This window comes from Mesorhizobium sp. BR1-1-3 (genome assembly GCF_020165455.1).
Lineage (GTDB): Bacteria > Pseudomonadota > Alphaproteobacteria > Rhizobiales > Rhizobiaceae > Mesorhizobium > Mesorhizobium ciceri.
The window spans coordinates 61,083-85,226 of the sequence record NZ_JAIUIC010000005.1 but is presented as its reverse complement, the minus strand read 5'-3'; the positions used below and the strand labels follow the sequence as shown (position 1 = coordinate 85,226).

Here is a 24,144-nt window from a genome sequence, read left to right as displayed (position 1 = left end):
CATTCCACCTGTGCGGTTATCAGGCTGGACTTTTTTCCGCAATGTCAAAAAAGGCTTGCCGCAACGAAAGTGTTATTGAGCCGGGGTGCCCATTGGCGACCGTGTCGCCATCGATGGTCACCACCGGCATGGCGATCGTCGTTGCGGAACTGATGAACGCCTCGCGTGCCGTCTTGGCCTCGGCGACGGAAAAGCCGCGCTCCTCGATCTTCAGGCCAAGCTTGGCCGCCACTTCGAACATGGTCGTGCGGGTGATGCCGCGCAGGATGCCATGCTCGGCCGGCCTGGTGACCAGAACGCCGTCCCTGGTGACGATCCAGGCGTTGGACGAGCCGCCTTCCTTGACGTTACCTTCGGTGTCGACGAACCAGGCTTCCTGCGCACCGGCTTCCTTTGCCTTCTGCTTGGCCAAGACATTGGGCAGCAGCCCGACAGTCTTGATGTCGACCCTGTCCCAGCGGTTCTCCGGCACGGTGATGACGGCGATGCCTGTCTCGGCTCGCTTTGCACCAGCGGCAGGATCGGCCTTCCTGGCGGTTACCACCAGCGAAGGCTTGGTGTCGGCGGAAGGGAAGACGAAGTCGCGGCTGGCCACGCCGCGCGTCACCTGCACGTAGACCAGGCCATTGGCGACGTGGTTGCGATTGACCACCTCACGCAGAATGAGCGGCAGCACGTGAGAGGTGACCGGCCAGGCGATCGACAATTCGGTCAGCGAACGGTTCAGCCGGGCCAGGTGGCGCGGCATGTCGACGATGAAGCCACGCGCCACTTCGCAGACCTCATAGACACCGTCGGCAAACTGATAGCCGCGATCCTCGATATGCACGGCAGCGTCGGCGTGCGTGACATAGCGCCCGTTGACATAGGCAATGCGCGGCATTGGCGACCCCTCAGAAATTCTCGGGCTTTCTTATGCGATTCCACCGCGGGCGTAACCGGCAAATGGTTGGACCACGCGCGGCTGGTCGGACGTCGCGCTTAGACGCCCAGGGACTTCAGCTTGCGATGCAGAGCGGAGCGCTCCATGCCGATGAACTCGGCGGTTTTCGAGATGTTGCCGCCGAACCGGTTGATCTGGGCGATCAGGTAATCCTTCTCGAACTGCTCACGCGCTTCGCGGAGCGGCAGCGCCATGATGTGTTGGTCGGATTGATTCGGGGTGCGCGGCATGACATCGCCGATCTCGGCCGGCAACAGATCAGCGGTGATCGGCGCATCGACGTCGTCGCCGCGCGCCAGGATCATCAGGCGCTCGACATTATTGCGCAGCTGGCGAACGTTGCCCGGCCAGTTGTGCGCCTGCAGCACGGCCAGCGCGTCGTCGCCGATGCGGCGCGGCTTGATGCCGGCCTGGCGGGCGATCTGCTTCATGAAATTGTCGACGAGGTAGGGAATATCCTCGCGCCGCTCGGCCAATCCCGGCACGATGACCGGAACCACCGCGAGGCGATGGTAAAGATCCTCGCGGAAACGCCCGTCGGCGATCATCGCTTCGAGGTTCTGCGACGTGGAAGAGATGATGCGGACATCGACCTTGACCCGCTTGGTTCCCCCTACCCGCTCGAACTGCTGCTCGACCAGCACGCGCAGGATCTTGTTCTGCGTCTCGCGCGGCATGTCGGCCACCTCGTCGATGTAGAGGATGCCGCGATGGGCCTCCTCGAGCGCGCCGACCTTGCGCTCGACGCCATTCGATTCGGTGCCGAACAGTTCGATCTCCATACGCTCGGGCGTGATGTTGGCGGCGCTCAGCGTCACGAAAGGCGCGCCCTTGCGCGCCGACAGCGTGTGGATGGCGCGCGCGGCCAGTTCCTTGCCCGAGCCAGACGGGCCGATGATCATCACGCGGCTGTTGGTCGGCGCGACGCGTTCGATGGTCTGACGCAACTGGCTCATCGCCGACGACATGCCGATCAGATCGAAGGTTTCACCGCTGCGCAGCTTGAGGTCGGAAACCTCGCGCCGCAATTTCGAGGTCTCGAGCGCACGTTCGGCAATAAGGATCAGCCTGTCGGCCTTGAACGGTTTTTCGATGAAGTCATAGGCGCCGCGACGGATGGCGGAGACCGCCGTTTCGATGTTGCCGTGGCCGGAAATCATCACCACCGGCAAGGTCGGATGCATCGTCTTGATCTCGTCGAGCAGCGCCAGCCCGTCGAGACGCGAGCCCTGCAGCCAGATGTCGAGGAAAATCAGCCGCGGCGCGCGATCAGCTATAGCAGCGAGCGCGCTGTCGGCATCGAATGCCGTGCGGGTTTCGTGACCTTCGTCGCTCAGTATGCCCGCGACGAGTTCACGGATGTCTTCCTCGTCATCGACGATGAGAATATCAGACGCCATTACCGACCTTTTCAGTTTCTCTTTCGTTTTCCGCCCTGCTTTCGCCGCGCGGAGCCGTTGCGGCCGCAGGCGGCAGGATGATGCTGATCATCGCGCCGCGCCCATCGTGGAAGTCCGCAGGAGCATCGTGTAGTTCCAGCCTGCCACCATGGTCCTCCACGATCTTCTTGACGATAGCGAGGCCAAGTCCGGTGCCCTTCTCGCGTGTGGTCATGTAGGGCTCGAGCAGCCGTTGGCGATTCTCGCGCGGCAGGCCTTTGCCATTGTCGATGACGTCGATTCGAATCACACCATTCTGGCGCCCGGCCTGAATCCGGATTATGCCGTGCGAACCATCCTTCTGTTCCAATCCGTCGATTGCCTCGGCGGCGTTCTTGATCACATTGCCGAAAGCCTGCGCCATCAGCCGGCTGTCGAACGTGCCCTTCAGCGGCTCGCTGCCGAAGATCCGCTCGAAGGTGATGTCGGCGCGGCTGACCTCGACCAGGAACGAGGCCTCGCGCAGCGATTCGCGCAGATCTATGGCCTTCATCTCGGGCTTCGGCATGCGCGCGAACGCCGAGAATTCGTCGACCATACGGCCGATATCCTCGACCTGACGAATGATGGTGTCGGTGCACTGGTCGAAAACCTCGCGGTCCTCGGTAATCACCTTGCCATAGCGGCGCTTGATGCGTTCGGCCGAGAGCTGGATCGGCGTCAGCGGGTTCTTGATCTCGTGGGCGATACGCCGCGCCACATCCGCCCAAGCCGACGAGCGCTGCGCCTGGACCAGGTCGGTGATGTCGTCAACCGTCACGACATAGGACTTTTCCTCCGAGCCGTCATCGCCGGCCTCGATGGTGATCTGAACGTTGAAGGTCCGCTCGGCGCCGGCGCGGTAGAAGGTCACCTGCTCGCGATAGACGGGTTTGCCGGACTTGCGGCCGATTTCGAAGACGCGGCCGACATGCGGCAGCACGGCGGAAAGGTTCTGCCCAAGGGCTGCGCTGGCGGATATGGCCAGCATCGCTTCGGCCGAGCGGTTGACGATGGTGACGATGCCGTAGGGATCGACGCCGATGACGCCGGCGGTAACGCCGGCAAGCACGGCTTCGGAGAAGCGTCGCCTCTCGTCGATCAGGTCCTTGGCCGACAGGATCTCGTTGCGCTGCGATTTCAGTTCGAGAAGCATTTTGTTGAACGTATCGCCGAGCGAGGCGACATCGCCGTCCGAGGGCCTGACCGGAACCGCGACGTCGAGATTGCCGGTCGCCACTTCGTCGGCGGCGCCGATGAGCTGGCGAATGGGCCGCACCAGACGGTCGGCGACCGCAATGCCGGTCCAGATCGCGGACAGGATGATGATGAGGGTGAGCGAAAGATAGGGCAGCGCGAAGGCCACCTGCGAGGTGCGGCGGTTGTCTTCCAGCCCCCGATATTCGTCGGTGTTGGACCTGACGATCTGCCGCGCCTTGATGACCTCCGGATCGACGAGGCGAATGGTATAGAGATAGAGCCCTTCGATCTCGCGCAGCTTGACGATGGCGCCCATGATGTTGCGCGTTTTCGGCTCGATCAGCACCGGCTTGCCGTCGGCAGCGCTGGCCACGGCGCCTTCCGGCGGCTCAGGCATGGCAAAATCCGTGTCGGTCTTGGCGCTCATGACGAAAGAGCCGTCAGGTTTGATCAGCGCCGCATGAGCCAGCGAACGGCCCACGGCTTCCTTGTTCATCAGGTCGAGAAAGCCGGTACGATCAAGGCCGTAGAGTGTGCGTGACGCATCGAGATCATAGGCCATGGACAGTGTCGTACCCTGCAGGTTGCGGGCATTTTCCTGAACATAGGCGTCGGCGATCGACAGCGACGAATTGACGATCGTCTTGGTGCGGATCTCGAACCAGCGGTCGAGGCCGATGTCGAGCGTGATCGACGCGATGATGGCCACCATGATGGCCGGAATGGCGGCAACCAGGGCGAACATGGCGACAATGCGCACATGCAGCCGCGAAGCGGCCTTGCCATGCCGGCGCGCCATCAGGATGCGGTGCACCTCACGCCCGACCAGCGCGATAAGAATCAGGACGAAAGCCGCGTTGAGGGCAATCAACGCCAGCGTCGTCGACTCGTTCGGTGTGATCGGCGTGGCGCCAACGAGGATGGTGAACGAGATCGCCGCCGTCATCAGCGCGCCGACGACCGCGATCACGCCTGGCAGCGCAAGCAGCCGGCGCCCGTCACGAGCGCCGGGTTCGCTGAAAAGCGGTTGGTTTGTTGTCGGTGCCTGCGGGGCCATGTCGCCGTCTAGTGCCATGATTGCGTCGGATGTATGCAACGCATTGTGGCGATTATGCAACAAGTGTGACCGAGACGGAAATCTTTCGCGAGCCGATCCCCTGAAAAGAGCGCGGGTTCAGATCAAAGGCTCAGCCCTGGCGCGACGATTTGTAGACGTTGACGCCAAGTTCGCGGATCTTCTTGCGCAGCGTGTTGCGGTTCAAGCCAAGCAGTTCCGCGGCCTTGATCTGGTTGCCGCGGGTTGCCGTCATCGAGGCCAGGACGAGTGGAAACTCGACCTCGGACAGGATGCGTTGATAAAGCCCGGCAGGTGGCAAATCGCCGGCAAACGAGGCGAAATAGCGTTGCAGGAAGTGCTCGACCGCCTGGCCGATCGACAAATCGTCGGGAATGAGATTGCCGCCACCCGGCACCACGGGACGTTCGCCGGTCTTGAGCTCGGCCTCGATGATCTCGGCGGAAATCTCGTCCTGCGAATAGAGCGCGGCGAGCCTGCGAACCAGGTTTTCCAGTTCGCGCACATTGCCCGGCCACGGATAGCGCTTCATCAACTCGATGCCGCCGGAAGAAATGCGCTTGGTCTGCAGGCCTTCCATTTCGCCGAGCTTGAAGAAGTGGCGGACAAGGTCGGGCACATCCTCGGAGCGCTCACGCAGCGCGGGCAGCCGGAGCGGCACCACGTTGAGGCGATAGAACAGATCCTCGCGAAAAAGCCCCTGGTTGATCAGGGTGCGCAGATCCTTGTTGGTGGCGGCGACGATGCGCACGTCGGTCTTGATCGGCGTGCGTCCGCCAACCGTCGTGTATTCGCCCTGCTGGAGCACGCGCAGCAGGCGGGTCTGCGCCTCCATCGGCATGTCGCCGATTTCATCGAGGAACAGCGTGCCGCCTTCAGCCTGCTCGAAGCGTCCGGTCGAGCGATTCTGCGCGCCGGTGAAGGCGCCCTTCTCGTGACCGAACAGTTCCGATTCGATCAGGTCGCGCGGGATCGCCGCCATGTTGATGGCGACGAACGGGCCGCCACGGCGGCGGCCATATTCATGCAGCGCGCGCGCCACCAGTTCCTTGCCGGTGCCGGATTCGCCCGAGATCATCACCGTCAGGTCGGTCTGCATCATGCGCGCCAGCATGCGGTAGATGTCCTGCATGGCGGCCGAACGGCCGACCAGCGGCATTGCATCGGGCTGCTCTTCCGGCCGCGCATCGATCTTCGGCCGTCGCGGCTCGGAAAGCGCCCGGTTGACGATGTTGAGCAGTTCGGTCAGGTCGAACGGCTTGGGCAGATACTCATAGGCGCCGGTTTCAGACGCGCGGATCGCCGTCATGAAGGTGTTCTGGGCGCTCATGACGATGACCGGCAGTTCCGGCCTCGCCTTCTTGATGCGCGGCAGCATGTCGAAGGCGTTCTCGTCCGGCATCACCACATCGGTGATGACCAGATCGCCCTCGCCCGCCGCCACCCAGCGCCACAAAGTCGAAGCATTGGAGGTGACGCGCACCTCGTGGCCGACGCGCGAAAGCGCCTGGTTGAGGACAGTGCGGATCGCCGCATCGTCGTCGGCGACGAGAATATTGCCGCGAACGGTCATTTGCGGTCTCCTTCACCGTCTTCATCGGCGCCGTATGGCGCTTCTTTCCAGGCCGGCATCAGGATGCGGAATGTGGTCCCGCGCGGCGTCGATTCGCATTCGATGATGCCGCCATGTTCGCCGACGATTTTGGCGACCAGCGCCAGCCCCAGCCCCGAGCCGTTCGGCTTGGTGGTGATGAACGGGTCGAACAGGATCGGCAAGATGTCTTCCGAGACGCCGGAGCCATTGTCGCGCACACAGAACTCCAGCGGCAGCGACACGCGGTCCTGCGTGCCCGGCACTGAAACACGGATGCCTGGCCGGAAGGCGGTCGACAGCACGATCTCGCCCTGCGGGTCACTGCCGATCGCCTCGGCGGCGTTCTTGACCAGGTTGAGGAACACCTGGATCAACTGGTCGCGGTTGGCAAACACCGGAGGCAACGAAGGATCATAGTCCTCCAATATCTTGATTCTCTTGGCAAAACCGTTCTTGGCAATGGCCTTCACATGGTCGAGCACGACATGGATGTTGACGGGGTAGCGGTCGATCGGCCGCTCGTCGGAAAACACCTCCATGCGATCGACCAGCGACACGATGCGGTCGGTCTCGTCGGTGATCAGCCGCGTCAGCGCACGGTCTTCGTCGGAAGCCGACAGTTCCAGCAACTGGGCAGCGCCGCGGATGCCGGAGAGCGGGTTCTTGATCTCATGGGCAAGCATCGCGGCCAGGCCGGTGACCGAGCGCGCTGCGCCCCGATGCGTCATCTGCCGGTCGATCTTGTCGGCCATCGACCGTTCCTGGAACATAACCACCACCGAGCCCGGAAATTCCGGTACCGGCGCGACATAGAGATCGACGACCTTCTCGATGCCGAGACGCGGCGACGACACGTCGACGCGATACTCGTTGACCGGTGCCAGGCGCTCGCGCACCTGGTCGACCAGCGTCAGCAGCGGGCTGCCGAAGGGAATGAGTTTTGACAGCGTGTTGCGGGCGAGCATGGTCGCGCTTGAACGAAAGAAGTCCTCCGCGTCGGCGTTGGCAAAGGTGATGAAGCCTTCCTCGCTGATCATGATCACCGGGCGGCGGATGGTGTTGAGTACGATCTGGGCGGCATCCGCCATTTCAGCGCCTTGGCCGGCGGCGGCGTTCATGCGGCACTCCGCAGGGTCAAAGGTTGCGGATCGCGCGAAAACACATCGCGCAGCAAGGCAATGACGCGCGCGGGCTCGAATGCGGTCAGTATGGCCTTTCGGCTGTCGTCGGCTACGCCGCCGGCATGCCGATCAAGATACCAGCCAAGATGCTTGCGCGCCTGGCGCAGGCCGCTTTCGGCGCCGTAGAGCGCCAGCATATCCTCATAGTGGGCCACGATGTAGTCGGCGAGCGCCGTCGGGTTCTGTGGAATATTTGGCGTCGCTTCGCCTGTCGCTGCGGCCGCAACGCCACCTGCGATCCAAGGCGCGCCATAATGGGCACGGCCAATCATCACGGCGTCGGCACCCGATTGATCGAGAATGTCGGCCGCTTCCGCCGGCGAAGAGACGTCACCATTGGCGACGACCGGGATGGACACGGCTTCCTTGACGCGGGCGATGGCGCGCCAGTCGGCCTTGCCCTGATAGAACTGGCAGCGCGTTCGGCCGTGCACGGTCACCATGCTGACACCGGCCTGCTCGGCGCGGCGCGCCAGCATCGGCGCGTTGAGCGCGCCTTCGTCCCAGCCAAGCCGCATCTTGACCGTCACTGGCACCTCGACCGCGCCGACAACGGCGTCGATCAGCGACAGTGCGTGGTCGAGATCCAGCATCAATGCCGAGCCGGCATAACCGCCGGTGACCTTCTTGGCCGGGCATCCCATGTTGATGTCGATAATGTCGGCGCCCTCGCCGGCGGCGATTCTGGCACCTTCGGCCATGTGCATCGCCTCGCGGCCTGCAAGCTGAACCATATGGACGGGCAGGCCGGAGTGGCGTATGCGCAGGTTGAAACCGGCCCTGCCCTTGGCGAGCTCGCCGCTGGCAACCATTTCGGACACGACCAAGCCCGCACCATGCGCGTGGGCACGCTGCCGGAACGGCTCGTCCGTAATGCCCGACATCGGCGCGAGGAACACGCGATTGCGGAGTTTCACGCCGCCGACGTTAAGCGGCGCGGCCAATTTGGTCAAATTAACCATGCACAAAAACCAAGCATCTTCATTCGTTGCACATTCTCTAGCCATATCGGCCGCAATGTGCAACGCGGAATGACGCCACATTAAGGCGCAATCGGAAAAATGCTGGCCTTCGGGACTGGGTGCGGCCAAAGCGCCGCGCGCCCCGTGGGACGCGCAAAGGACGCTTTGGGATTCATATTTGACGCACGATCTTTGCCGAAAACCGATTACACTTTTCGGGATCGTGCGCTAAGCCAATCTGCAATGACTGACGCAAGTGAAAATCACGTTTCGAGTGCGGATGGCAAGGTCGCGGTGGTAATCGTCGCGGCCGGCCGTGGTGCGCGCGCCGGACAGGCCAACGGACCGAAGCAATATCAACACATTGGCGGCTTTGCCGTTATCGCACACACGCTTGACATTTTTCTGGCCCACCCGCGGACCAGCGAGATCGTCGTCGCCATTCATGCCGACGACCATGAACTGTTCCGGCAGGCGGCGGGCACCAACGCCGAGCGCGTTAGCGCCGTTATCGGCGGGGCGACCAGGCAGGAATCCGTCCGGCTCGGCCTGCTTGCCCTTAGAGACCACGCGCCGGGGCAGGTTCTGATCCACGATGCCGTGCGTCCGTTTGTCGATGCGGACCTGATAGATCGCACCATCGCCGCCATCGGCGAGCGCGAGGGCGCATTGCCCGCTTTGCCCGTCGCCGACACGCTGAAGCGCGAGTCGGCCTCCGGCGTGGTTGGCGAAACCGTTTCGCGCAGCGGTCTTCACGCGGCGCAAACGCCGCAGGGCTTTCCGTTCTGGCCCATCCTTGCCGCGCACGAGAAAGCCCATCATCTGGGAAAAATGGATTTTACCGACGATGCCGCGATCGCCGAATGGGCGCATATTCCGGTCAAGATCGTTCCGGGCTCGCCGGACAATGTCAAACTCACCTGGGCACGGGATATTGCCATGGCGGACCAGCGGCTTTCCGGCGAACGTGTGCGCTTTCCCGACATCCGGACCGGCAATGGCTACGACGTCCATGCTTTCGAGCCCGGCGACCATGTTACACTGTGTGGAGTCGCCATTGCACACGACAAGAAACTGTCCGGCCATTCCGACGCCGATGTCGGTCTGCATGCTCTGACCGATGCGTTGCTGGCGACCTGCGGCGCCGGCGACATCGGTACGCATTTTCCGCCGTCCGACCCGCAGTGGAAAGGCGCTGCATCGCGGATCTTCGTCGAGCATGCGGCAGGGCTGGTGCGCGAGCGCGGCGGCCGCATCGCCAATGCCGATATCACGTTGATCTGCGAAGCGCCGCGCGTCGGCCCGCACCGCGAGGCGATGACGGCAGCCCTGTCGCAGATGCTGGCAATTTCCGCGGATCGCATCTCGATCAAGGCGACAACCAACGAGAAGCTCGGCTTCGTCGGGCGCGAGGAAGGCATTGCGGCGATCGCCACTGCCAGCGTGGTGTTTCCCGGCGAGGTGCCGGAATGACCAACAGCGACCTGGCAAATGCCTTGCTGCAAGCCTGCCAGAAACGCGGCATCATGCTGGCAACGGCGGAAAGCTGCACCGGCGGCATGATCATCGCGGCACTCACCGACATCGCCGGCTCGTCCGCCGTGGTCGATCGCGGCTTCGTCACCTATTCCAACGAAGCCAAGATGGACATGCTCGGCGTTTCCGCCGCCACGCTCGATGCGCATGGCGCGGTTTCGCGCGAGACTGCGATCGAGATGGCGACAGGCGCGCTTACCCGTTCGCGCGCCGGGCTCACCCTGGCGGTTACCGGGATCGCCGGGCCTAGCGGCGGTTCCGCGGAAAAACCGGTCGGCCTGGTCTGGTTCGGGGTTGCGCTGGACGGCCGACCGATTGTCGCCGAGCACCAACTCTTTGCAGACAAAGGCCGCGATTTCATCCGTCGCGAAACGGTCCGGCAAGCGCTGGAACTGGGCCTGCAAGCACTCGGATAGGATTATAAAACGTTGGGCGGGCGGACCCGAAAGCCGGATTTGCGGCTACGTTTTCGATTCCGGGCTGCTTTGCCCCAAGTGTGGCTCCGTCCCAGCCAGCAGCCGCTGAATGTTGGCACGATGGCGCACAACCACGTAGATGCTGCCCGCAATCACCAACAACCGATAGGCCAACGGTTGCTCCAGGCCACAGATGAGGGCGATCGCGGTCAACGCCGCTACCATCGAACTCAGGGAAACTATCCGAGACGTAGCCAGCACAGCACCAAAAGCCGCCGCAGCCCCCACACCTACCGGCCAAGACAGAGCCAGCAACACGCCAAGCCCCGTCGCAGCGGATTTGCCACCTGTGAAATTCAACCAGATCGAACGGCCATGTCCCAACAACACGGCAATTCCGGCCAGGCAAACAGCCCAAGGCACCCAGGCTTGCAGGTCAAGCGGGGTCGATGGCGTAACCAACGGCAACGTGATGAACCAGAGATAGAACCAGCGGGCAAAGACGATCGCCGCAGCACCTTTCAGCACATCCACCAGCTACACCACCAACGCCGGCCATTTTCCCAAGACCCGCAAGACGTTTGTTGCCCCGGTGGATTTGGAGCCATGCTCCCGGATATCGATGCCCTTGAGCAGCTTCCCCGCCAGATAACCCGTGGGCATGGAACCGAAGAGATAGGCGATCGCCAGTCCAACGGTGCTCGCTATCCAGAAAAGCATGCGCAAGCCTCAAGACGGTTTTGTACCGTAGATGACGTCGGCGCGCTTCTCAAAGGCTTCGGCGAACATGCGGAAGGCACGATCGAACATGGTTCCCATGACCGCGCCCAGAATGCGGCTCTTGAACTCGTAGTCGATGAAGAAGCGGACGGCGCAACCGGCGCCGTCGGGTTCGAAACGCCAGACATTGCTCAAATATTTGAACGGCCCGTCGATGTACTTCACGTCGATGGTGTTCTCGTCGGGCTTCAGCAGTACCTGCGTCGTGAAGGTTTCGCGGATCGCCTTGTAGCCGATGCTCATGTCGGCAAGGAGAACGGTACGCCCGTCACGCTCCTTGCGCGAGCGAACCGTCAGCGCTTCGCAAAGCGGCAGGAATTGCGGATAGGATTCAACATCGGCGACCAAAGCGAACATCTGCTCGGGTGTATGGGATACGCGTCGGGTGGCTTCGAATTTTGGCATGAAACCGGCTGATTAAGCTGATTTCTTGAGAATCGCTTCCCGTGCCGCACGCAGCTTGGCGAAATCGTCGCCGGCGTGATGCGATGAACGCGTCAGCGGGCTGGACGCCACCAGCAGGAAACCCTTGGTCCGGCCGATCGTCTCAAAGGATTTGAACTCCTCCGGCGTAACAAAGCGGATCACCGGGTGGTGCTTCTTCGACGGCTGCAGATACTGGCCTATGGTCATGAAGTCGACATTGGCCGAACGCAGATCGTCCATCAACTGCAGGATTTCATTCCGTTCTTCGCCCAGCCCCACCATGATGCCGGACTTGGTGAAGATCGACGGATCAAGCTCCTTGACCCGCTGCAACAGCCGGATCGAATGGAAATAGCGGGCGCCCGGACGAACCGTCAGATAGTTCGACGGAACGGTTTCGAGATTGTGGTTGAAGACGTCGGGTTTGGCCGCCACGACGATCTTCAGCGCGCCGTCCTTGCGCAGGAAGTCGGGCGTCAGGATTTCGATCGTCGTCAGCGGCGTCGCCGCCCGGATGGCGCGGATGACCTCGGCGAAATGCTGCGCACCGCCATCGGCGAGGTCGTCGCGGTCGACCGAGGTGATGACGACATGGGTAAGGCCCATCTGCTTGACCGCATGCGCGACGCGGGCCGGTTCATCCGGGTCAAGAGCAGTTGGAATGCCCGTGGCGACGTTGCAGAAAGCGCAGGCGCGGGTGCAGATCTCGCCCATGATCATGAAGGTGGCGTGCTTCTTTTCCCAGCACTCGCCGATGTTGGGGCAGCCGGCCTCTTCGCAGACCGTCACCAGCTTGTGCGACTTCACGATTTCGCGCGTTTCGGCATAGCCCTTCGACGTCGGCGCCTTGACGCGTATCCAGTCGGGCTTGCGCAGGACATCCTGATCAGGCTTGTGCGCCTTTTCCGGATGCCGCAGGCGCGGTGCGTTGGCGATCGTATCGAGGACAGTGACCATCGGGAAACCTGGTTCATTGGCGAGCGCCAGTCAGGCGTTCGTTGTCATAACGTCATCTAGGACTTTTCGGCGCAAAGAAAAAGGCCGCTGCGGCGCATGCCGCAACAGCCTTTTCGCATGGCAGCTCTTCAGGGATGTCAGCGGCGCACCAGGCGTCCCGCCCAGATCAGCAGGCAGGCACCGATAAAGCCGGTGATCAGATAGGCAATCCAGCCGACGCCGAACGGGCCAAAATTGAGAGCCTGCAGAATGGCGTTCAGTACGATCGCGCCGACGATGCCCATAACGATGTTCATGAAGATGCCGGTGTTGCTCTTCATGAACATTTCGGCGAACCAGCCTGCCAGGCCGCCGATGATGATGGCTGCTATCCAGCCGACGCCATTCAGGTGCATATGCCTTCTCCTTGTGTGATGGATGAAAGTGCATCCGCAAACGATGTACCTTGCCGCCGGGTTCCATCTGTAGCAGCGCTTTCAATCTATCACGCGTTGAGCGCGCGGCCATAGGCGTCGAGCACGCTTTCCTTCATCATCTCCGACAGCGTCGGGTGCGGGAAGATGGTGTGCATCAGCTCTTCCTCGGTCGTCTCCAGGTTCATCGCCACGACGAAGCCCTGGATCAGTTCGGTCACTTCGGCGCCGACCATGTGGGCGCCGAGCAATTGACCGGTCTTCTTGTCGAAGATGGTCTTGATGAAGCCCTGATCCTCACCGAGCGCGATCGCCTTGCCATTGGCGGCGAACTGGAAGCGCCCGACCCGGATATCCCAGCCCTCGGCCTTGGCCTTGGCTTCGGTCAGGCCAACCGAGGCGACCTGCGGATTGCAGTAGGTGCAGCCCGGAATCTTCAGCTTGTCGGTGGCATGTACGCCAGGAAAATCAGCGATCTTCTCGATGCACACGACACCCTCATGTTCGGCCTTGTGGGCGAGCATCGGCGGGCCGGCGACATCGCCGATGGCATAGATGCCCGGCACATTGGTCTTGCCGTAACCATCGATGACGACGCAGCCGCGATCCGTCTTCACGCCGAGCGCCTCAAGCCCGAGGCCCTCGATGTTGCCTTGCACGCCGACGGCCGAGATCATCCGGTCGGCGGTGATCTTCTCGACCTTGCCGTCCTTCATCTCGACATGCGCCGTGACCGAGTTCGTGCCCTTCTCGACCTTGGTCACCTTGGCTTCGAGGATAATCTTCATGCCTTGCTTCTCGAACTGCTTTTGCGCGAACTTCGAGACTTCGGCGTCCTCGACCGGCATCACCGCCGGCAACAATTCGACCACCGTCACCTCGGCGCCCATTGTGCGGTAGAAGGAGGCGAATTCGATGCCGATGGCGCCCGACCCCATGACGAGCAACGACTTCGGCATCTCCTTCGGCACCATGGCCTCGAAATAGGTCCAGATCAGCTTTCCGTCCGGCTCGATGCCGGGCAGCGCGCGTGGCCGGGCGCCGGTCGCCAGGATGATGTGCTTGGCGGTATAGGTGCCCTCGCCCTTGACGCCTTTCGGCACCGGCGGCTGTGGCTCCATCGGCTTCTTGGCCGTCTTGGACACGACGATCTCGCCCGCCTTCGAAAGCTTGGCCTCGCCCCAGATGACGTCGACCTTGTTCTTCTTCATCAGGAAGGCAACGCCGCCATTGAGCCGCAGCGACACCTTGCGCGAGCGGTCAACGACGGCCGATGTGTCCACGCTGACCTTGCCGTCGAGCTTCAGCCCGTAATCCTTCAGGTGATCCGAATAGTGCATGATCTCGGCCGAGCGCAGCAGCGCCTTGGTCGGGATGCAGCCCCAGTTAAGGCAAATGCCGCCGAGATGCTCGCGCTCGACGATCGCCGTCTTGAAGCCGAGCTGCGCGGAACGCACCGCGGTGACATAGCCGCCGGGACCGGAGCCGATGATGATGACGTCATAGTTCTCAGCCACGGGTTTTCTCCTTCACAATTCCAGCATGACGCGCACGACTGGTGTCAGCGCCTCGCCGATGTTTCGCGTATTTTCGGCGTCAAGATGAACACCGTCGAGAGGTGTGGTTTGCGCCACGCTGCCGGCGTCGAAGAAGCCGCAGCCGGCCTCATCGGCGAGCGCGGCATATTGCGGGGCCAAAAACTTCGAGGCGTCGTCGCCGCCGGCAAACATTTCCTTGAATTCGGCATTTTCGGTGCGACTGACGACAGGCGGCGAAACAATCAGGATCTGCGGCGCCGGCCAGTCGAACGGATAATCGTGACCGCGCACGATGTCGATCAGCCGCTGGATACCCTGCTTGGCCGCGACGGGATTGCCGTGGATCCACGGCTTCATGTCGTTGGCGCCGAGCATGATGACAATCAGGTCGATCGGCGCATGGGTTGTCAGCACCGTTGGCAGCAGCCTGGCGCCGTTGCGATCAGCACCGGCCAGGTGGTCGTCGAAGGCGGTGGTACGGCCATTGAGGCCTTCGGCGATAACTTCGACGCCACCATCGAGCCCGGCCTGCAGCACGCTTGGCCAGCGGTCTTCCAGCGCATGGCGGCCACCTTCGGCATTGTAGCCCCAGGTCAGCGAGTCGCCGTAACAAAGAACCGTCTTCATGCGCCCACCTGTGCGTCGATCAACCCACGCTTCACCCGCCATCCATGGGTTGTGACCGCCCGTTTCCGAGCAGCCAGTCCGGTGGCGAATCCGGAAATGATGAAAGCGAAGAGGCTGGTGAAGACTATCCGCACCGCCCTCTCGCTTCCCTAAACCAGCATGCCCATCGGGTTTTCGATCAGCCGCTTGAAGGCGACCAGCAGTTCGGCACCCAGCGCACCGTCCACGGCGCGGTGGTCGGTCGACAGCGTCACCGACATCACGGTGGCTATTCTGATCTCGCCGTTCTTGACCACTGCCCGCTCCTCGCCGGCGCCGACAGCCAGGATGGTCGCATGCGGCGGGTTGATGACCGCGGCAAAATCCTTGATGCCGAACATGCCGAGATTGGACACCGCCGTGGTGCCACCCTGATACTCTTCCGGCTTCAGCTTGCGGCTGCGGGCGCGACTGGCGAGGTCCTTCATCTCGTTGGAGATGGTGGACAGCGTCTTTTCGTCGGCATGCCGAATGATCGGTGTGATCAGGCCGCCGGGGATCGACACCGCGACGCCGACATCGGCGTGCTTGTGCTTGACCATGGCGCTTTCGGTCCACGAGGCATTGGCATCGGGCACCGCCTTCAGCGCCATCGCCATCGCCTTGATCACCATATCGTTAACCGACAGCTTATAGGCCGGAGCATCACCCTTGTCGGTCTTCTTCACCGGGGCTGCCGCATTGATCTGCGTGCGCAGCGCCAGCAGCGCATCGAGCTCGCAGTCGAGCGTCAGGTAGAAATGCGGAATGGTGGTCTTGGCCTCGACCAGGCGGCGCGCAATGGTCTTGCGCATATTGTCATGCGGGACAAGGTCGTAGGAGCCCTGTTCGAACAGTTTCAGCACCTGATCGTCCGACATCGCCTTTACCGGCGTGGCAGGAGCAGCAGCCGGCACGCCAGCCGGAGCCTTGGCGGCAGGCGCCGCCTGGGCGCCGCCACCGGCAATCGCCGCGTCGACATCCGCCTTCACCACCCGGCCATGCGGACCGGTGCCGGTCACGGCAGACACATCGACACCGGCTTCCTTGGCTATGCGACGTGCGAGCGGCGACGCGAAGGTGCGTCCTTCCGGCGACTGGCTGATCTCCCCCCTTGTGGGAGAGATGGCCGGCAGGCCAGAGGGGGGCGTCTCGCGCTGAGAGGACGGCGGGACAGCGCCCCCCTCTGTCGACTTCGTCGACATCTCCCCCACGGGTGGGGAGATTGGCGCCTTGTCCTGCTTGGCCTCGGCTTTCGCTGGAGCAGCATCGCCCCCGCTTTTCGCGGCAGCGCCTGCATCCTCACCTTCGGCAGCGAGCACGGCGATCAGAGCGTTGACCTTGACGCCTTCGGTGCCGGCGGGAACGACGAGCTTTGCGACCGTGCCCTCATCGACAGCCTCGACTTCCATCGTCGCCTTGTCGGTCTCGATCTCGGCAATGACATCGCCCGGCGAAACCTTGTCGCCTTCCTTGACGAGCCACTTGGACAGATTGCCCTCTTCCATCGTGGGCGACAGGGCCGGCATGGTGATGTTGATTGGCATTTTGTCCTCCCGCCCGGTTCAGCGATATGTGACGGCTTTGACCGCCTCGATGACTTCGCCGACGTTCGGCAAAGCCAGTTTCTCGAGGTTGGCGGCATAGGGCATCGGCACATCCTTGCCGGCGATGGTGATGACCGGCGCGTCGAGGAAATCGAAGGCGCGCTGCGACACCTGGTTGGCGATATGGTCGCCGACCGAGTTCTGCGGATATCCCTCTTCGACAACGATCAGCCGGTTGGTCTTCTTGACCGAGGCGATGATGGTGTCGAGATCGAGCGGCCGGATCGTGCGCAAGTCGATGATCTCGGCATCGATGCCCAAGCCGCGCAGCTCGGCTTCCGCCTTGACCGCATAGGTCATGCCGATGCCGAAAGAGACGATGGTGACGTCCTTGCCGGTCTTGTGGATGCGCGCCTTGCCGATCGGCAGCACGAAATCATCCAGCTTCGGCACGTCGAAGGACTGGCCATAGAGGATCTCATTCTCGAGGAAGATGATCGGATTGGGATCGCGGATCGCCGCCTTCAACAAGCCCTTGGCGTCGGCGGCGGTGTAGGGCATCACCACTTTCAGGCCCGGAATGTGGCTATACCAGGCGGCGTAGCACTGCGAGTGCTGCGCGGCGACGCGTGCGGCAGCGCCGTTCGGTCCACGGAAAACGATCGGCGCACCCATCTGGCCGCCCGACATGTAGAGCGTCTTGGCGGCGGAGTTGATGATCTGGTCGATCGCCTGCATGGCGAAGTTGAAGGTCATGAACTCGACGATCGGCTTCAGGCCGGCCATCGCCGCGCCGACGCCGACGCCGGCAAAGCCATGCTCGGTGATCGGCGTGTCGACGACGCGCCGCGGCCCGAATTCCTGCAGCAGCCCTTGGGTGATCTTGTAGGCGCCCTGGTATTCGGCGACCTCCTCGCCCATGACGAAGACATCGCCGTCGCGGCGCATTTCCTCGGCCATCGCATCGCGCAGCGCTTCGCGCACCGTGGTCGAGACCATCTCCGTGCCGGCCGGAATGTCCGGATCGGCGGCGATTTCCGTCTTCGGTGCAGCAGCCACCGGCGCGGCAGCCGGTTTTGCGGCCTCCGCCTTGTCCTCCGCCGCGGCTGGAGCCTCTGCCTTTGCCGGTGCTTCCGCCTTGGCGGGAGCCGAGGACTTGCCGATATCGCCGGCACTTTCGCCGTCCTGCAGCAAAACGGCAATCGGTGTGTTGACCTTGACGCCTTCGGTGCCGGCGGCGATCAGGATCTTGCCAAGCGTGCCTTCGTCGACGGCCTCGACTTCCATCGTCGCCTTGTCGGTTTCGATCTCGGCGATGACGTCGCCGGCGACGACCTTGTCGCCCTCATTCTTCAACCACTTGGAAAGATTGCCCTCTTCCATGGTCGGCGAGAGAGCGGGCATGAGAATTTCGATCGGCATGTCCTTGCCCTCCCGTTACAATACGATATCGGTCCAGAGCTCGGACGGATCCGGCTCTGCATCGTTCTGGGCAAATTCGGCGGCGTCAGCGACGATGTCGCGGACCTCCTTGTCGATGGTCTTAAGCTCGTCCTCGGTTGCCCACTTCTTCTCGATCAGCCGCGCCTTGACCTGTTCGATCGGGTCATGGTCGGAGCGCATCTTCTGCACTTCTTCCTTCGAGCGGTATTTCGCCGGATCGGACATCGAGTGACCGCGATAGCGGTAGGTCTGCATTTCGAGAATGATCGGTCCGTTGCCGGCGCGGCACCATTCGGTCGCCTGGTCGCCGGCGGCCTTGACGGCGCGCACGTCCATGCCGTCGACCTGGATGCCGGGAATCTTGAACGAAGCGCCACGGTGCGAAAAATTGGTTTCCGCCGAAGAGCGCGACACCGAGGTGCCCATGGCATACCGGTTGTTCTCGATGATGTAGATCACCGGCAGCTTCCACAGCGAGGCCATGTTGAAGCTTTCATAGACCTGGCCCTGGTTGGCCGCACCGTCGCCGAAATAGGTCAGCGAGACATTGTTGTTGTCGCGGTAGCGGTTGGCGAAGGCCAAGCCCGTGCCGAGCGACACCTGCGCGCCGACGATGCCGTGGCCGCCATAAAAGTGCTTTTCCTTGGAGAACATGTGCATGGAGCCACCTTTGCCCCGTGACAGGCCGCCGCGACGCCCGGTCAGCTCGGCCATGACGCCGCGCGGCGACAGCTCCATCGCCAGCATGTGGCCGTGGTCGCGATAGGCGGTGATCATCTGATCGCCGTCGATCAGCGCCATCTTCATGCCGGTAACGACCGCTTCCTGGCCGATATAGAGGTGGCAGAAGCCGCCGATGAAACCCATGCCGTAGAGCTGGCCGGCCTTTTCCTCGAAACGACGGATGAGCAGCATGTGCCGGTAAGCGGCAAGCTCTTCGTCCTTGGTGAATTCGACAGGTTTGGGGGCCGAAAGCCCCGATTTGCCGTCGGATTTGGATTTGGCAGGCGCTTTTCTGGCGGCGGTGGCCATGCATCACTCCCTGTTGGCGTCTCTTCGTGGACATTAGAGCAGGATGAAGTCTGCTCCGGGGAGATCAGCTCCTCCCCACCGATTTCAGGGAGGCTAACACGCGTCAAAGCGTTGCGCCATGCCGAATTTGCATAGCTGGCATGCGCCTAAGCGATTAAAATCATTGAAAATATTGGTGATTAACTTGAAATCAGTTATTTCGCCGTGGTCGGCAACATAATGGTGATTTCGTCAGCTTGGGACAGATTGAGCGCCTTGCGCGCCTGCTCATCGAGCATGTCCTTCTCGAGCGTGCCTTCATGCATCAGCCGAACGCGGCGCTCGAGCTCCATGCGGCGCGCCTTGATCGCATCGAGCTGGCCTTGCAGCGCAACCGTCTGGGCTTCCAGCTGATATTTCGAGTAGATACCGAATTCGCCGTGATAGGCATGAAAGCCGAAATAGGCCAGGAACGCCACGCAAAGCGAGGGAATGATCAGCCGGCCGGTGTTTCTCTGCTTGTGCTGACGCGTCCACATCGCCCGATTCCTCTAGAGCATGATGCCGAAAAGTGTGAAGCGGTTTTCGGACGACATCATGCTCTATCTCTTTGATTTAGAGTCGGATTCAGATTTCAGGTCGAACAGACCTGAGATCATCCGGCTCTAGCCCGCGAACTCAGGCGGCTCACGATCTTTCTCGCCCGATTGTGCTTAACGGACGGTTACGGGTGACCTGTTTGGCGGCGCCGAAACGAAAAAGGGCGGGAATGCTCCCGCCCTTTTGTCCGGTATCGATGAGCCGGTGTTTCCGGATCAGCCCTTGACCACCGACTTGCCGGCGTAGCTTGCCTGCTTGCCGAGCTCTTCCTCGATGCGGATCAGCTGATTATACTTGGCCATGCGGTCCGAGCGCGACAGCGAGCCGGTCTTGATCTGTCCGCAATTGGTGGCGACGGCGAGATCGGCAATGGTCGAATCCTCGGTTTCGCCCGAGCGGTGCGACATCACGGCGGTGTAGCCGGCCTTGTGCGCGGTCTCGACGGCGTCGAGCGTTTCCGTAAGCGAGCCGATCTGGTTGACCTTAACCAGGATCGAGTTGGCAACCCCCATGCGGATGCCGTCGCGCAGCCGCGCCGTGTTGGTGACGAACAAATCGTCGCCAACCAGCTGCGTCTTCTTGCCGATCAGGTCGGTCAGGTACTTCCAGCCTTCCCAATCGTCCTCGGCAAGACCGTCCTCGATCGAGATGATCGGATAGTCGGTGGCAAGCTTGGCCAGGTATTTGGCCTGGGCCTTGGGATCGCGCGTCTTTTTCTCGCCTTCATAGACGTAGTTGCCGTCCTTGAAGAACTCGGTCGCGGCGCAATCGAGGCCGAGCGCGATCTCGTCGCCCGGCTTGAAGCCGGCCTGCTCGATCGATTCCATGATGAAATCGAGCGCCACCGGAGCGCTTTTCAGGTTCGGGGCAAAGCCGCCCTCGTCGCCGACATTGGTGTTGTGGCCGGCATCCTTCAGTTTCTTGCGCAGCGTATGGAAGATTTCCGAACCCCAGCGGACACCTTCGCGCAGCGTCGGCGCGCCGATCGGCAGGATCATGAATTCCTGGAAATCGATCGGGTTGTCGGCATGCGCGCCGCCATTGATGATGTTCATCATCGGCACCGGCAGGAGATGCGCCTTGGTGCCTCCGACATAACGGTAAAGCGGTAGGCCGGCGGCATCAGCGGCCGCCTTGGCCACCGCCAGCGAAACGCCGAGAATGGCGTTGGCGCCAAGCCGGCTCTTGTTGGGCGTGCCGTCGAGCTCGATCATGGTCTGGTCGATATGAATCTGGTTTTCGGCTTCCATGCCGCCGATGGCCTCGAACAGCTCGCCGTTCACCGCCTCGACGGCTTTGAGCACGCCTTTGCCGAGATAGCGGGCGCCGCCGTCGCGCAGTTCGACGGCCTCGTGGGCACCGGTCGAAGCACCCGACGGCACCGCCGCGCGGCCCATCGAGCCGTCTTCGAGAATGACATCGACCTCGACGGTCGGATTTCCACGGCTGTCCAGGATTTCACGCCCGACAATGTCGACGATGGCGGTCATTTGCGATGTCCTCGATTGATCTGAAGAATGCCGCACGTCTTAGCCAAAGTGCTGCAAAAGGCAATCGGCCCGCTGGCAATTATTGCTGCGGCATCGGCCTCCGAACGATTCACGAAACGCAAATCGCGGCCATCATAAGTCATGTACGGTCGGCTGACTTCCGGTTAAGGTGCAGCGCGCGGAAACAGGAGGAGTTTCGCCATGTCTCAGTTGAGCGGTATCGTGAGTCTGTTTCTGATCGCGGCGGCATTCCTGACGTCATGCGACAATCAGCAGTCGCCGCCGAAGGCGATGGCCCCCTTACACGTCAGCGAATAAGCCGGAATCCAAAGCGGCCCCGTCTCTCTCGACGGGGCCGCTTTGTCGTTGTTGTTAATGCCAGTAAGGCGTGACCTTGTAATAATTGTAGGAATCGTCGCGCGCCGCCTCGCCATCGGCACCGGTCAGTTCGTTGATCGAATAGGCCGGTGCCGCCCTGAGTTGTTCCTTGGAAAACGGTACGACATAACCGCCCTTGTCCTCATCATAGTCGAGGCTTGCCCACGGAATGGCGTGATATTTCTCGCCGATACCAAGGAAGCCGCCAAAGCCGATGACCGCGAACATGATGCCGTTCGCCATCTTGTCGAGCATCACATCCTCGATGCTGCCGATGCTCGTGCCTTCGGTGTTGTAGACCGATGTGCCGATGACCCGCGAAGCGGCGATGGCTTGGGTGTGGCCAGTCTGGGTTGCCATGATTGTGCTCCTCATTGTGGTTTCGAACCATAATTGGACAATGAGGGGCGCGGGCGAAGGTTCCCGACTTTTTCGGCGTCGACCGATCACTCCGCGAGGATGAAGGTAACCTTCATGTTGACGCGATAAGCAACGATCTTGCCGTCCTGGACGACGATCTTCTGGTCCTGGATCCAGGCGCCCTCGACGTTCTTCAGCGTTTTGGATGCGCGCGCAATTCCCTGTTCGATGGCGTCCTGAAAGCTCTTCTTCGACGACGATGTGATTTCGGTGACGCGGGCGACAGACATGGCTTCCTCCTGCCAAAACGCTCATTTGCCGGTCGAGCGTACAGGCGGCTTGCGCCGTCCACAAGCATCGGCGGTCGACAGAGGATATCTCCGGCCTAGAGACCCTTGGCGATGCGGTCGAATGCCATCAGCCGCTCGAGTAAAGCGGGCATGTCCTTCAACGGCAGCATGTTGGGGCCGTCGGAAGAGGTCGAGTTGTCAGGATCCTGATGGGTCTCGATGAAGACGCCGGCAACGCCGACAGCGACGGCCGCGCGCGCCAGCGTCTCGACAAAACGACGTTCACCGCCCGAGGAACCGCCCTGCCCGCCCGGCTGCTGCACCGAATGGGTCGCATCGAAGATCACCGGCGCGCCGATCTCTGCCATGACAGGCAAAGCGCGCATGTCGGAGACCAGCGTGTTGTAGCCGAAAGAAGCACCGCGCTCGGTGGTCAGCACATTGGCATTGCCGGATCCGGTGATCTTGGCGACGACGTTCGTCATGTCCCAGGGGGCAAGGAACTGTCCCTTCTTCACGTTGATGACCTTGCCGGTTTTCGCCGCGGCGACCAGCATGTCGGTCTGGCGCGACAGGAAAGCCGGAATCTGCAGGACATCGACATGCGGCGCCACGATGGCGCACTGCTCCTCGGTGTGGACATCGGTCAGCACCGGGAGCGAAAATTCCTTGCGCAGTTCGTCGAAGACGGGAAGTGCCGCGTCCATGCCGGCGCCGCGCGTCGCCGACAGCGAGGTGCGGTTGGCCTTGTCGTAGCTGGTCTTGTAGACGAGGCCTATTCCGAGCCTGCCGGTCAGTTCCTTCAGCGCGCCGGCCATGTCGAAAGCGTGCTGACGCGACTCGAACTGGCACGGGCCGGCGATCAGCGACAGAGCCGCCTTGTTGTCGAAGACGACATTGCCGACAATTACCGCTGAATTGGGCGCGACGGGCTTGTTCATTTGGTCTCCCGGAAGATGAAAGCCGCGCCCTGTCCGGGTGCAGGCTGCACGACAATATCATTGCCCGCCATATCGTGTTGGATGGAATTGGCCGCAAGCAGCCTCGATGTCACATCGGCGTTCCGAACCGAAAAGACCACCGCTGCGAAGCGTAGATCTGTCGGCGCGCCGGCCGGCAGGCCAAAGCGCGCGGTGAAAGCCGCGCGGTCAAGCACGCTCAAATCTGCATTCGGCAGGGAAAACATGCCGCCCTGCCTTTCGGCGGCCGGATTATCCACCGTGACAGAAATCAACTCATGCTGCTTTCCAGGCGCATCGCTGACCGCCAAGATCTCGACAATTCCGGTCGCGCCGTTGGCGTGGGCCTGCAAAGCCGCGCGGTCGACATCAGGCGCGTTGACCCGCTCGCAGGCAAACAGGAAGGCGTCCGTGGCTTCGGCTCCGGCCGCGAAAGCGAGCTTGAACGATGCGATGTCGCTCTTGCCGGCTGGGTCGGTGAAAGCGCGCGAAAAACCCAGCATGTCTCCAGCCGAGATGCCGGCATCGACATAGCGTGCATGGTCGGCATCGGCATTGCCCGTACCTAGAACAATGGCGGAAAACCCCTCGTCGCCGTTGCTGTCGCGATAGGCGCGATCACGCGTGACGAAGACATTGCCGTCCGCGATAGCCTTTGCCGCCACCTGCTCGTCGCCGACCGCCAGCGGTTCGAGATACGTGCCGTCGGCCAGGAAAACACAGCAATTTTCGGTTCCGAAGGGATGGGTGCCGGTCGGGGCCACGACGAAGCCAAGCGCGGCGAGCCGGGCTCGCGCCACCTCAAGGCTCTGCGTTGGCAGCACCAGGTGATCGAGCGGATGAGCGCCAGTGATGGTTCGGGTCATGCAGCCGCGATGTGCATCATTCCGCAAATCGGTTCAAGACTTGATCGCAATCCCGGCCATTTCGCCCCCGCCAGTTCACCGGACGTCGAAAAAGGCACCAGTTGGGACACAGCCTC

At 62.1% G+C, this 24,144-nt stretch carries 22 protein-coding genes and 1 pseudogene; 2 read left to right on the top strand and 21 right to left on the bottom strand.

What is annotated here, in order from left to right; genetic code table 11:
* Positions 1 to 19: 19 nt before the first annotated feature.
* The 6 genes from LB559_RS12915 to dusB all read right to left on the bottom strand — a co-directional run bounded on the left by LB559_RS12915 (position 20) and on the right by dusB (position 8,373).
* A complete protein-coding gene (locus LB559_RS12915; RefSeq protein WP_027163475.1) occupies positions 20 to 883 on the bottom strand; it encodes a D-amino-acid transaminase in 864 nt (287 codons plus the stop codon).
* A gap of 98 nt (positions 884 to 981) precedes the next feature.
* Complete coding sequence (locus LB559_RS12910) at positions 982 to 2,343, bottom strand: sigma-54-dependent transcriptional regulator (protein WP_013531496.1); 1,362 nt, start codon at positions 2,341 to 2,343, stop codon at positions 982 to 984.
* Positions 2,333 to 4,618 (bottom strand): sensor histidine kinase NtrY-like, encoded by a 2,286-nt coding sequence (locus LB559_RS12905; RefSeq protein ID WP_024505196.1) that lies wholly within the window; start codon positions 4,616 to 4,618, stop codon positions 2,333 to 2,335. Before LB559_RS12905 ends, LB559_RS12910 begins: the two co-directional genes overlap by 11 nt.
* 130 nt (positions 4,619 to 4,748) lie before the next feature.
* Positions 4,749 to 6,209 (bottom strand): nitrogen regulation protein NR(I), encoded by a 1,461-nt coding sequence (gene ntrC / locus LB559_RS12900; RefSeq protein WP_024505195.1) that lies wholly within the window; start codon positions 6,207 to 6,209, stop codon positions 4,749 to 4,751.
* Positions 6,206 to 7,348 (bottom strand): two-component system sensor histidine kinase NtrB, encoded by a 1,143-nt coding sequence (locus tag LB559_RS12895; protein ID WP_013531493.1) that lies wholly within the window; start codon positions 7,346 to 7,348, stop codon positions 6,206 to 6,208. Before LB559_RS12895 ends, ntrC begins: the two co-directional genes overlap by 4 nt.
* A complete protein-coding gene (gene dusB, locus LB559_RS12890; RefSeq protein WP_063168046.1) occupies positions 7,345 to 8,373 on the bottom strand; it encodes a tRNA dihydrouridine synthase DusB in 1,029 nt (342 codons plus the stop codon). The genes LB559_RS12895 and dusB overlap by 4 nt, the downstream gene beginning before the upstream one ends.
* Positions 8,374 to 8,616: 243 nt before the next feature.
* On the opposite strand from dusB, the gene LB559_RS12885 reads away from it, so the two are divergent.
* Entirely contained in the window at positions 8,617 to 9,846 is a 1,230-nt protein-coding gene (locus tag LB559_RS12885) for a bifunctional 2-C-methyl-D-erythritol 4-phosphate cytidylyltransferase/2-C-methyl-D-erythritol 2,4-cyclodiphosphate synthase (RefSeq protein ID WP_013531491.1), read from the top strand.
* Entirely contained in the window at positions 9,843 to 10,325 is a 483-nt protein-coding gene (locus tag LB559_RS12880; protein ID WP_224674193.1) for a CinA family protein, read from the top strand. The genes LB559_RS12885 and LB559_RS12880 overlap by 4 nt, the downstream gene beginning before the upstream one ends.
* A 45-nt stretch (positions 10,326 to 10,370) precedes the next feature.
* Here the strand turns inward: LB559_RS12880 and plsY are convergent.
* The 15 genes and pseudogenes from plsY to LB559_RS12805 form a co-directional block, all read right to left on the bottom strand.
* Positions 10,371 to 11,045: pseudogene (plsY, locus tag LB559_RS12875) on the bottom strand (glycerol-3-phosphate 1-O-acyltransferase PlsY).
* A 9-nt stretch (positions 11,046 to 11,054) separates the two neighbouring features.
* The gene (locus LB559_RS12870; RefSeq protein WP_013531488.1) at positions 11,055 to 11,510 is read right to left on the bottom strand and encodes a type II toxin-antitoxin system RatA family toxin; all 456 of its coding nucleotides are present in this window, start codon (positions 11,508 to 11,510) and stop codon (positions 11,055 to 11,057) included.
* A gap of 12 nt (positions 11,511 to 11,522) precedes the next feature.
* Positions 11,523 to 12,488: a lipoyl synthase gene (gene lipA / locus LB559_RS12865; protein WP_224674192.1), complete on the bottom strand. Its 966-nt coding sequence runs from the start codon at positions 12,486 to 12,488 to the stop codon at positions 11,523 to 11,525.
* 137 nt (positions 12,489 to 12,625) lie between these two features.
* Entirely contained in the window at positions 12,626 to 12,883 is a 258-nt protein-coding gene (locus tag LB559_RS12860; RefSeq protein WP_013531486.1) for a GlsB/YeaQ/YmgE family stress response membrane protein, read from the bottom strand.
* An 89-nt stretch (positions 12,884 to 12,972) separates the two neighbouring features.
* Entirely contained in the window at positions 12,973 to 14,418 is a 1,446-nt protein-coding gene (gene lpdA / locus LB559_RS12855) for a dihydrolipoyl dehydrogenase (RefSeq protein WP_063168048.1), read from the bottom strand.
* 12 nt (positions 14,419 to 14,430) lie between these two features.
* Positions 14,431 to 15,066, bottom strand: coding sequence for an SGNH/GDSL hydrolase family protein (locus LB559_RS12850; RefSeq protein WP_024505188.1), 636 nt, complete (start codon positions 15,064 to 15,066; stop codon positions 14,431 to 14,433).
* Between the two features lie 149 nt (positions 15,067 to 15,215).
* Positions 15,216 to 16,631 carry a pyruvate dehydrogenase complex dihydrolipoamide acetyltransferase gene (locus LB559_RS12845; RefSeq protein ID WP_224674191.1) on the bottom strand — a complete coding sequence of 472 codons (1,416 nt, stop codon included), beginning with the start codon at positions 16,629 to 16,631 and terminating at the stop codon, positions 15,216 to 15,218.
* Positions 16,632 to 16,649: 18 nt separating this feature from the next.
* On the bottom strand, positions 16,650 to 18,053 hold the full coding sequence (locus tag LB559_RS12840) for a pyruvate dehydrogenase complex E1 component subunit beta (protein WP_013531482.1): 1,404 nt from the start codon (positions 18,051 to 18,053) through the stop codon (positions 16,650 to 16,652).
* A gap of 15 nt (positions 18,054 to 18,068) precedes the next feature.
* Positions 18,069 to 19,106, bottom strand: a complete 1,038-nt coding sequence (pdhA, locus tag LB559_RS12835; RefSeq protein ID WP_013531481.1) for a pyruvate dehydrogenase (acetyl-transferring) E1 component subunit alpha — start codon at positions 19,104 to 19,106, stop codon at positions 18,069 to 18,071.
* Positions 19,107 to 19,300: 194 nt separating this feature from the next.
* A complete protein-coding gene (locus LB559_RS12830) occupies positions 19,301 to 19,624 on the bottom strand; it encodes an FtsB family cell division protein (protein WP_224674190.1) in 324 nt (107 codons plus the stop codon).
* Positions 19,625 to 19,900: 276 nt separating this feature from the next.
* Positions 19,901 to 21,175 carry a phosphopyruvate hydratase gene (eno, locus tag LB559_RS12825; protein ID WP_064994168.1) on the bottom strand — a complete coding sequence of 425 codons (1,275 nt, stop codon included), beginning with the start codon at positions 21,173 to 21,175 and terminating at the stop codon, positions 19,901 to 19,903.
* A gap of 372 nt (positions 21,176 to 21,547) precedes the next feature.
* A complete protein-coding gene (locus tag LB559_RS12820; RefSeq protein WP_224674189.1) occupies positions 21,548 to 21,913 on the bottom strand; it encodes a PRC-barrel domain-containing protein in 366 nt (121 codons plus the stop codon).
* Positions 21,914 to 21,999: 86 nt separating this feature from the next.
* Positions 22,000 to 22,203 (bottom strand): dodecin family protein, encoded by a 204-nt coding sequence (locus tag LB559_RS12815; RefSeq protein ID WP_013531476.1) that lies wholly within the window; start codon positions 22,201 to 22,203, stop codon positions 22,000 to 22,002.
* 95 nt (positions 22,204 to 22,298) lie between these two features.
* Positions 22,299 to 23,144, bottom strand: coding sequence for a 3-deoxy-8-phosphooctulonate synthase (gene kdsA / locus LB559_RS12810; protein WP_024505094.1), 846 nt, complete (start codon positions 23,142 to 23,144; stop codon positions 22,299 to 22,301).
* A complete protein-coding gene (locus LB559_RS12805) occupies positions 23,141 to 24,028 on the bottom strand; it encodes a VOC family protein (protein WP_224674188.1) in 888 nt (295 codons plus the stop codon). Before LB559_RS12805 ends, kdsA begins: the two co-directional genes overlap by 4 nt.
* Positions 24,029 to 24,144: the final 116 nt, after the last annotated feature.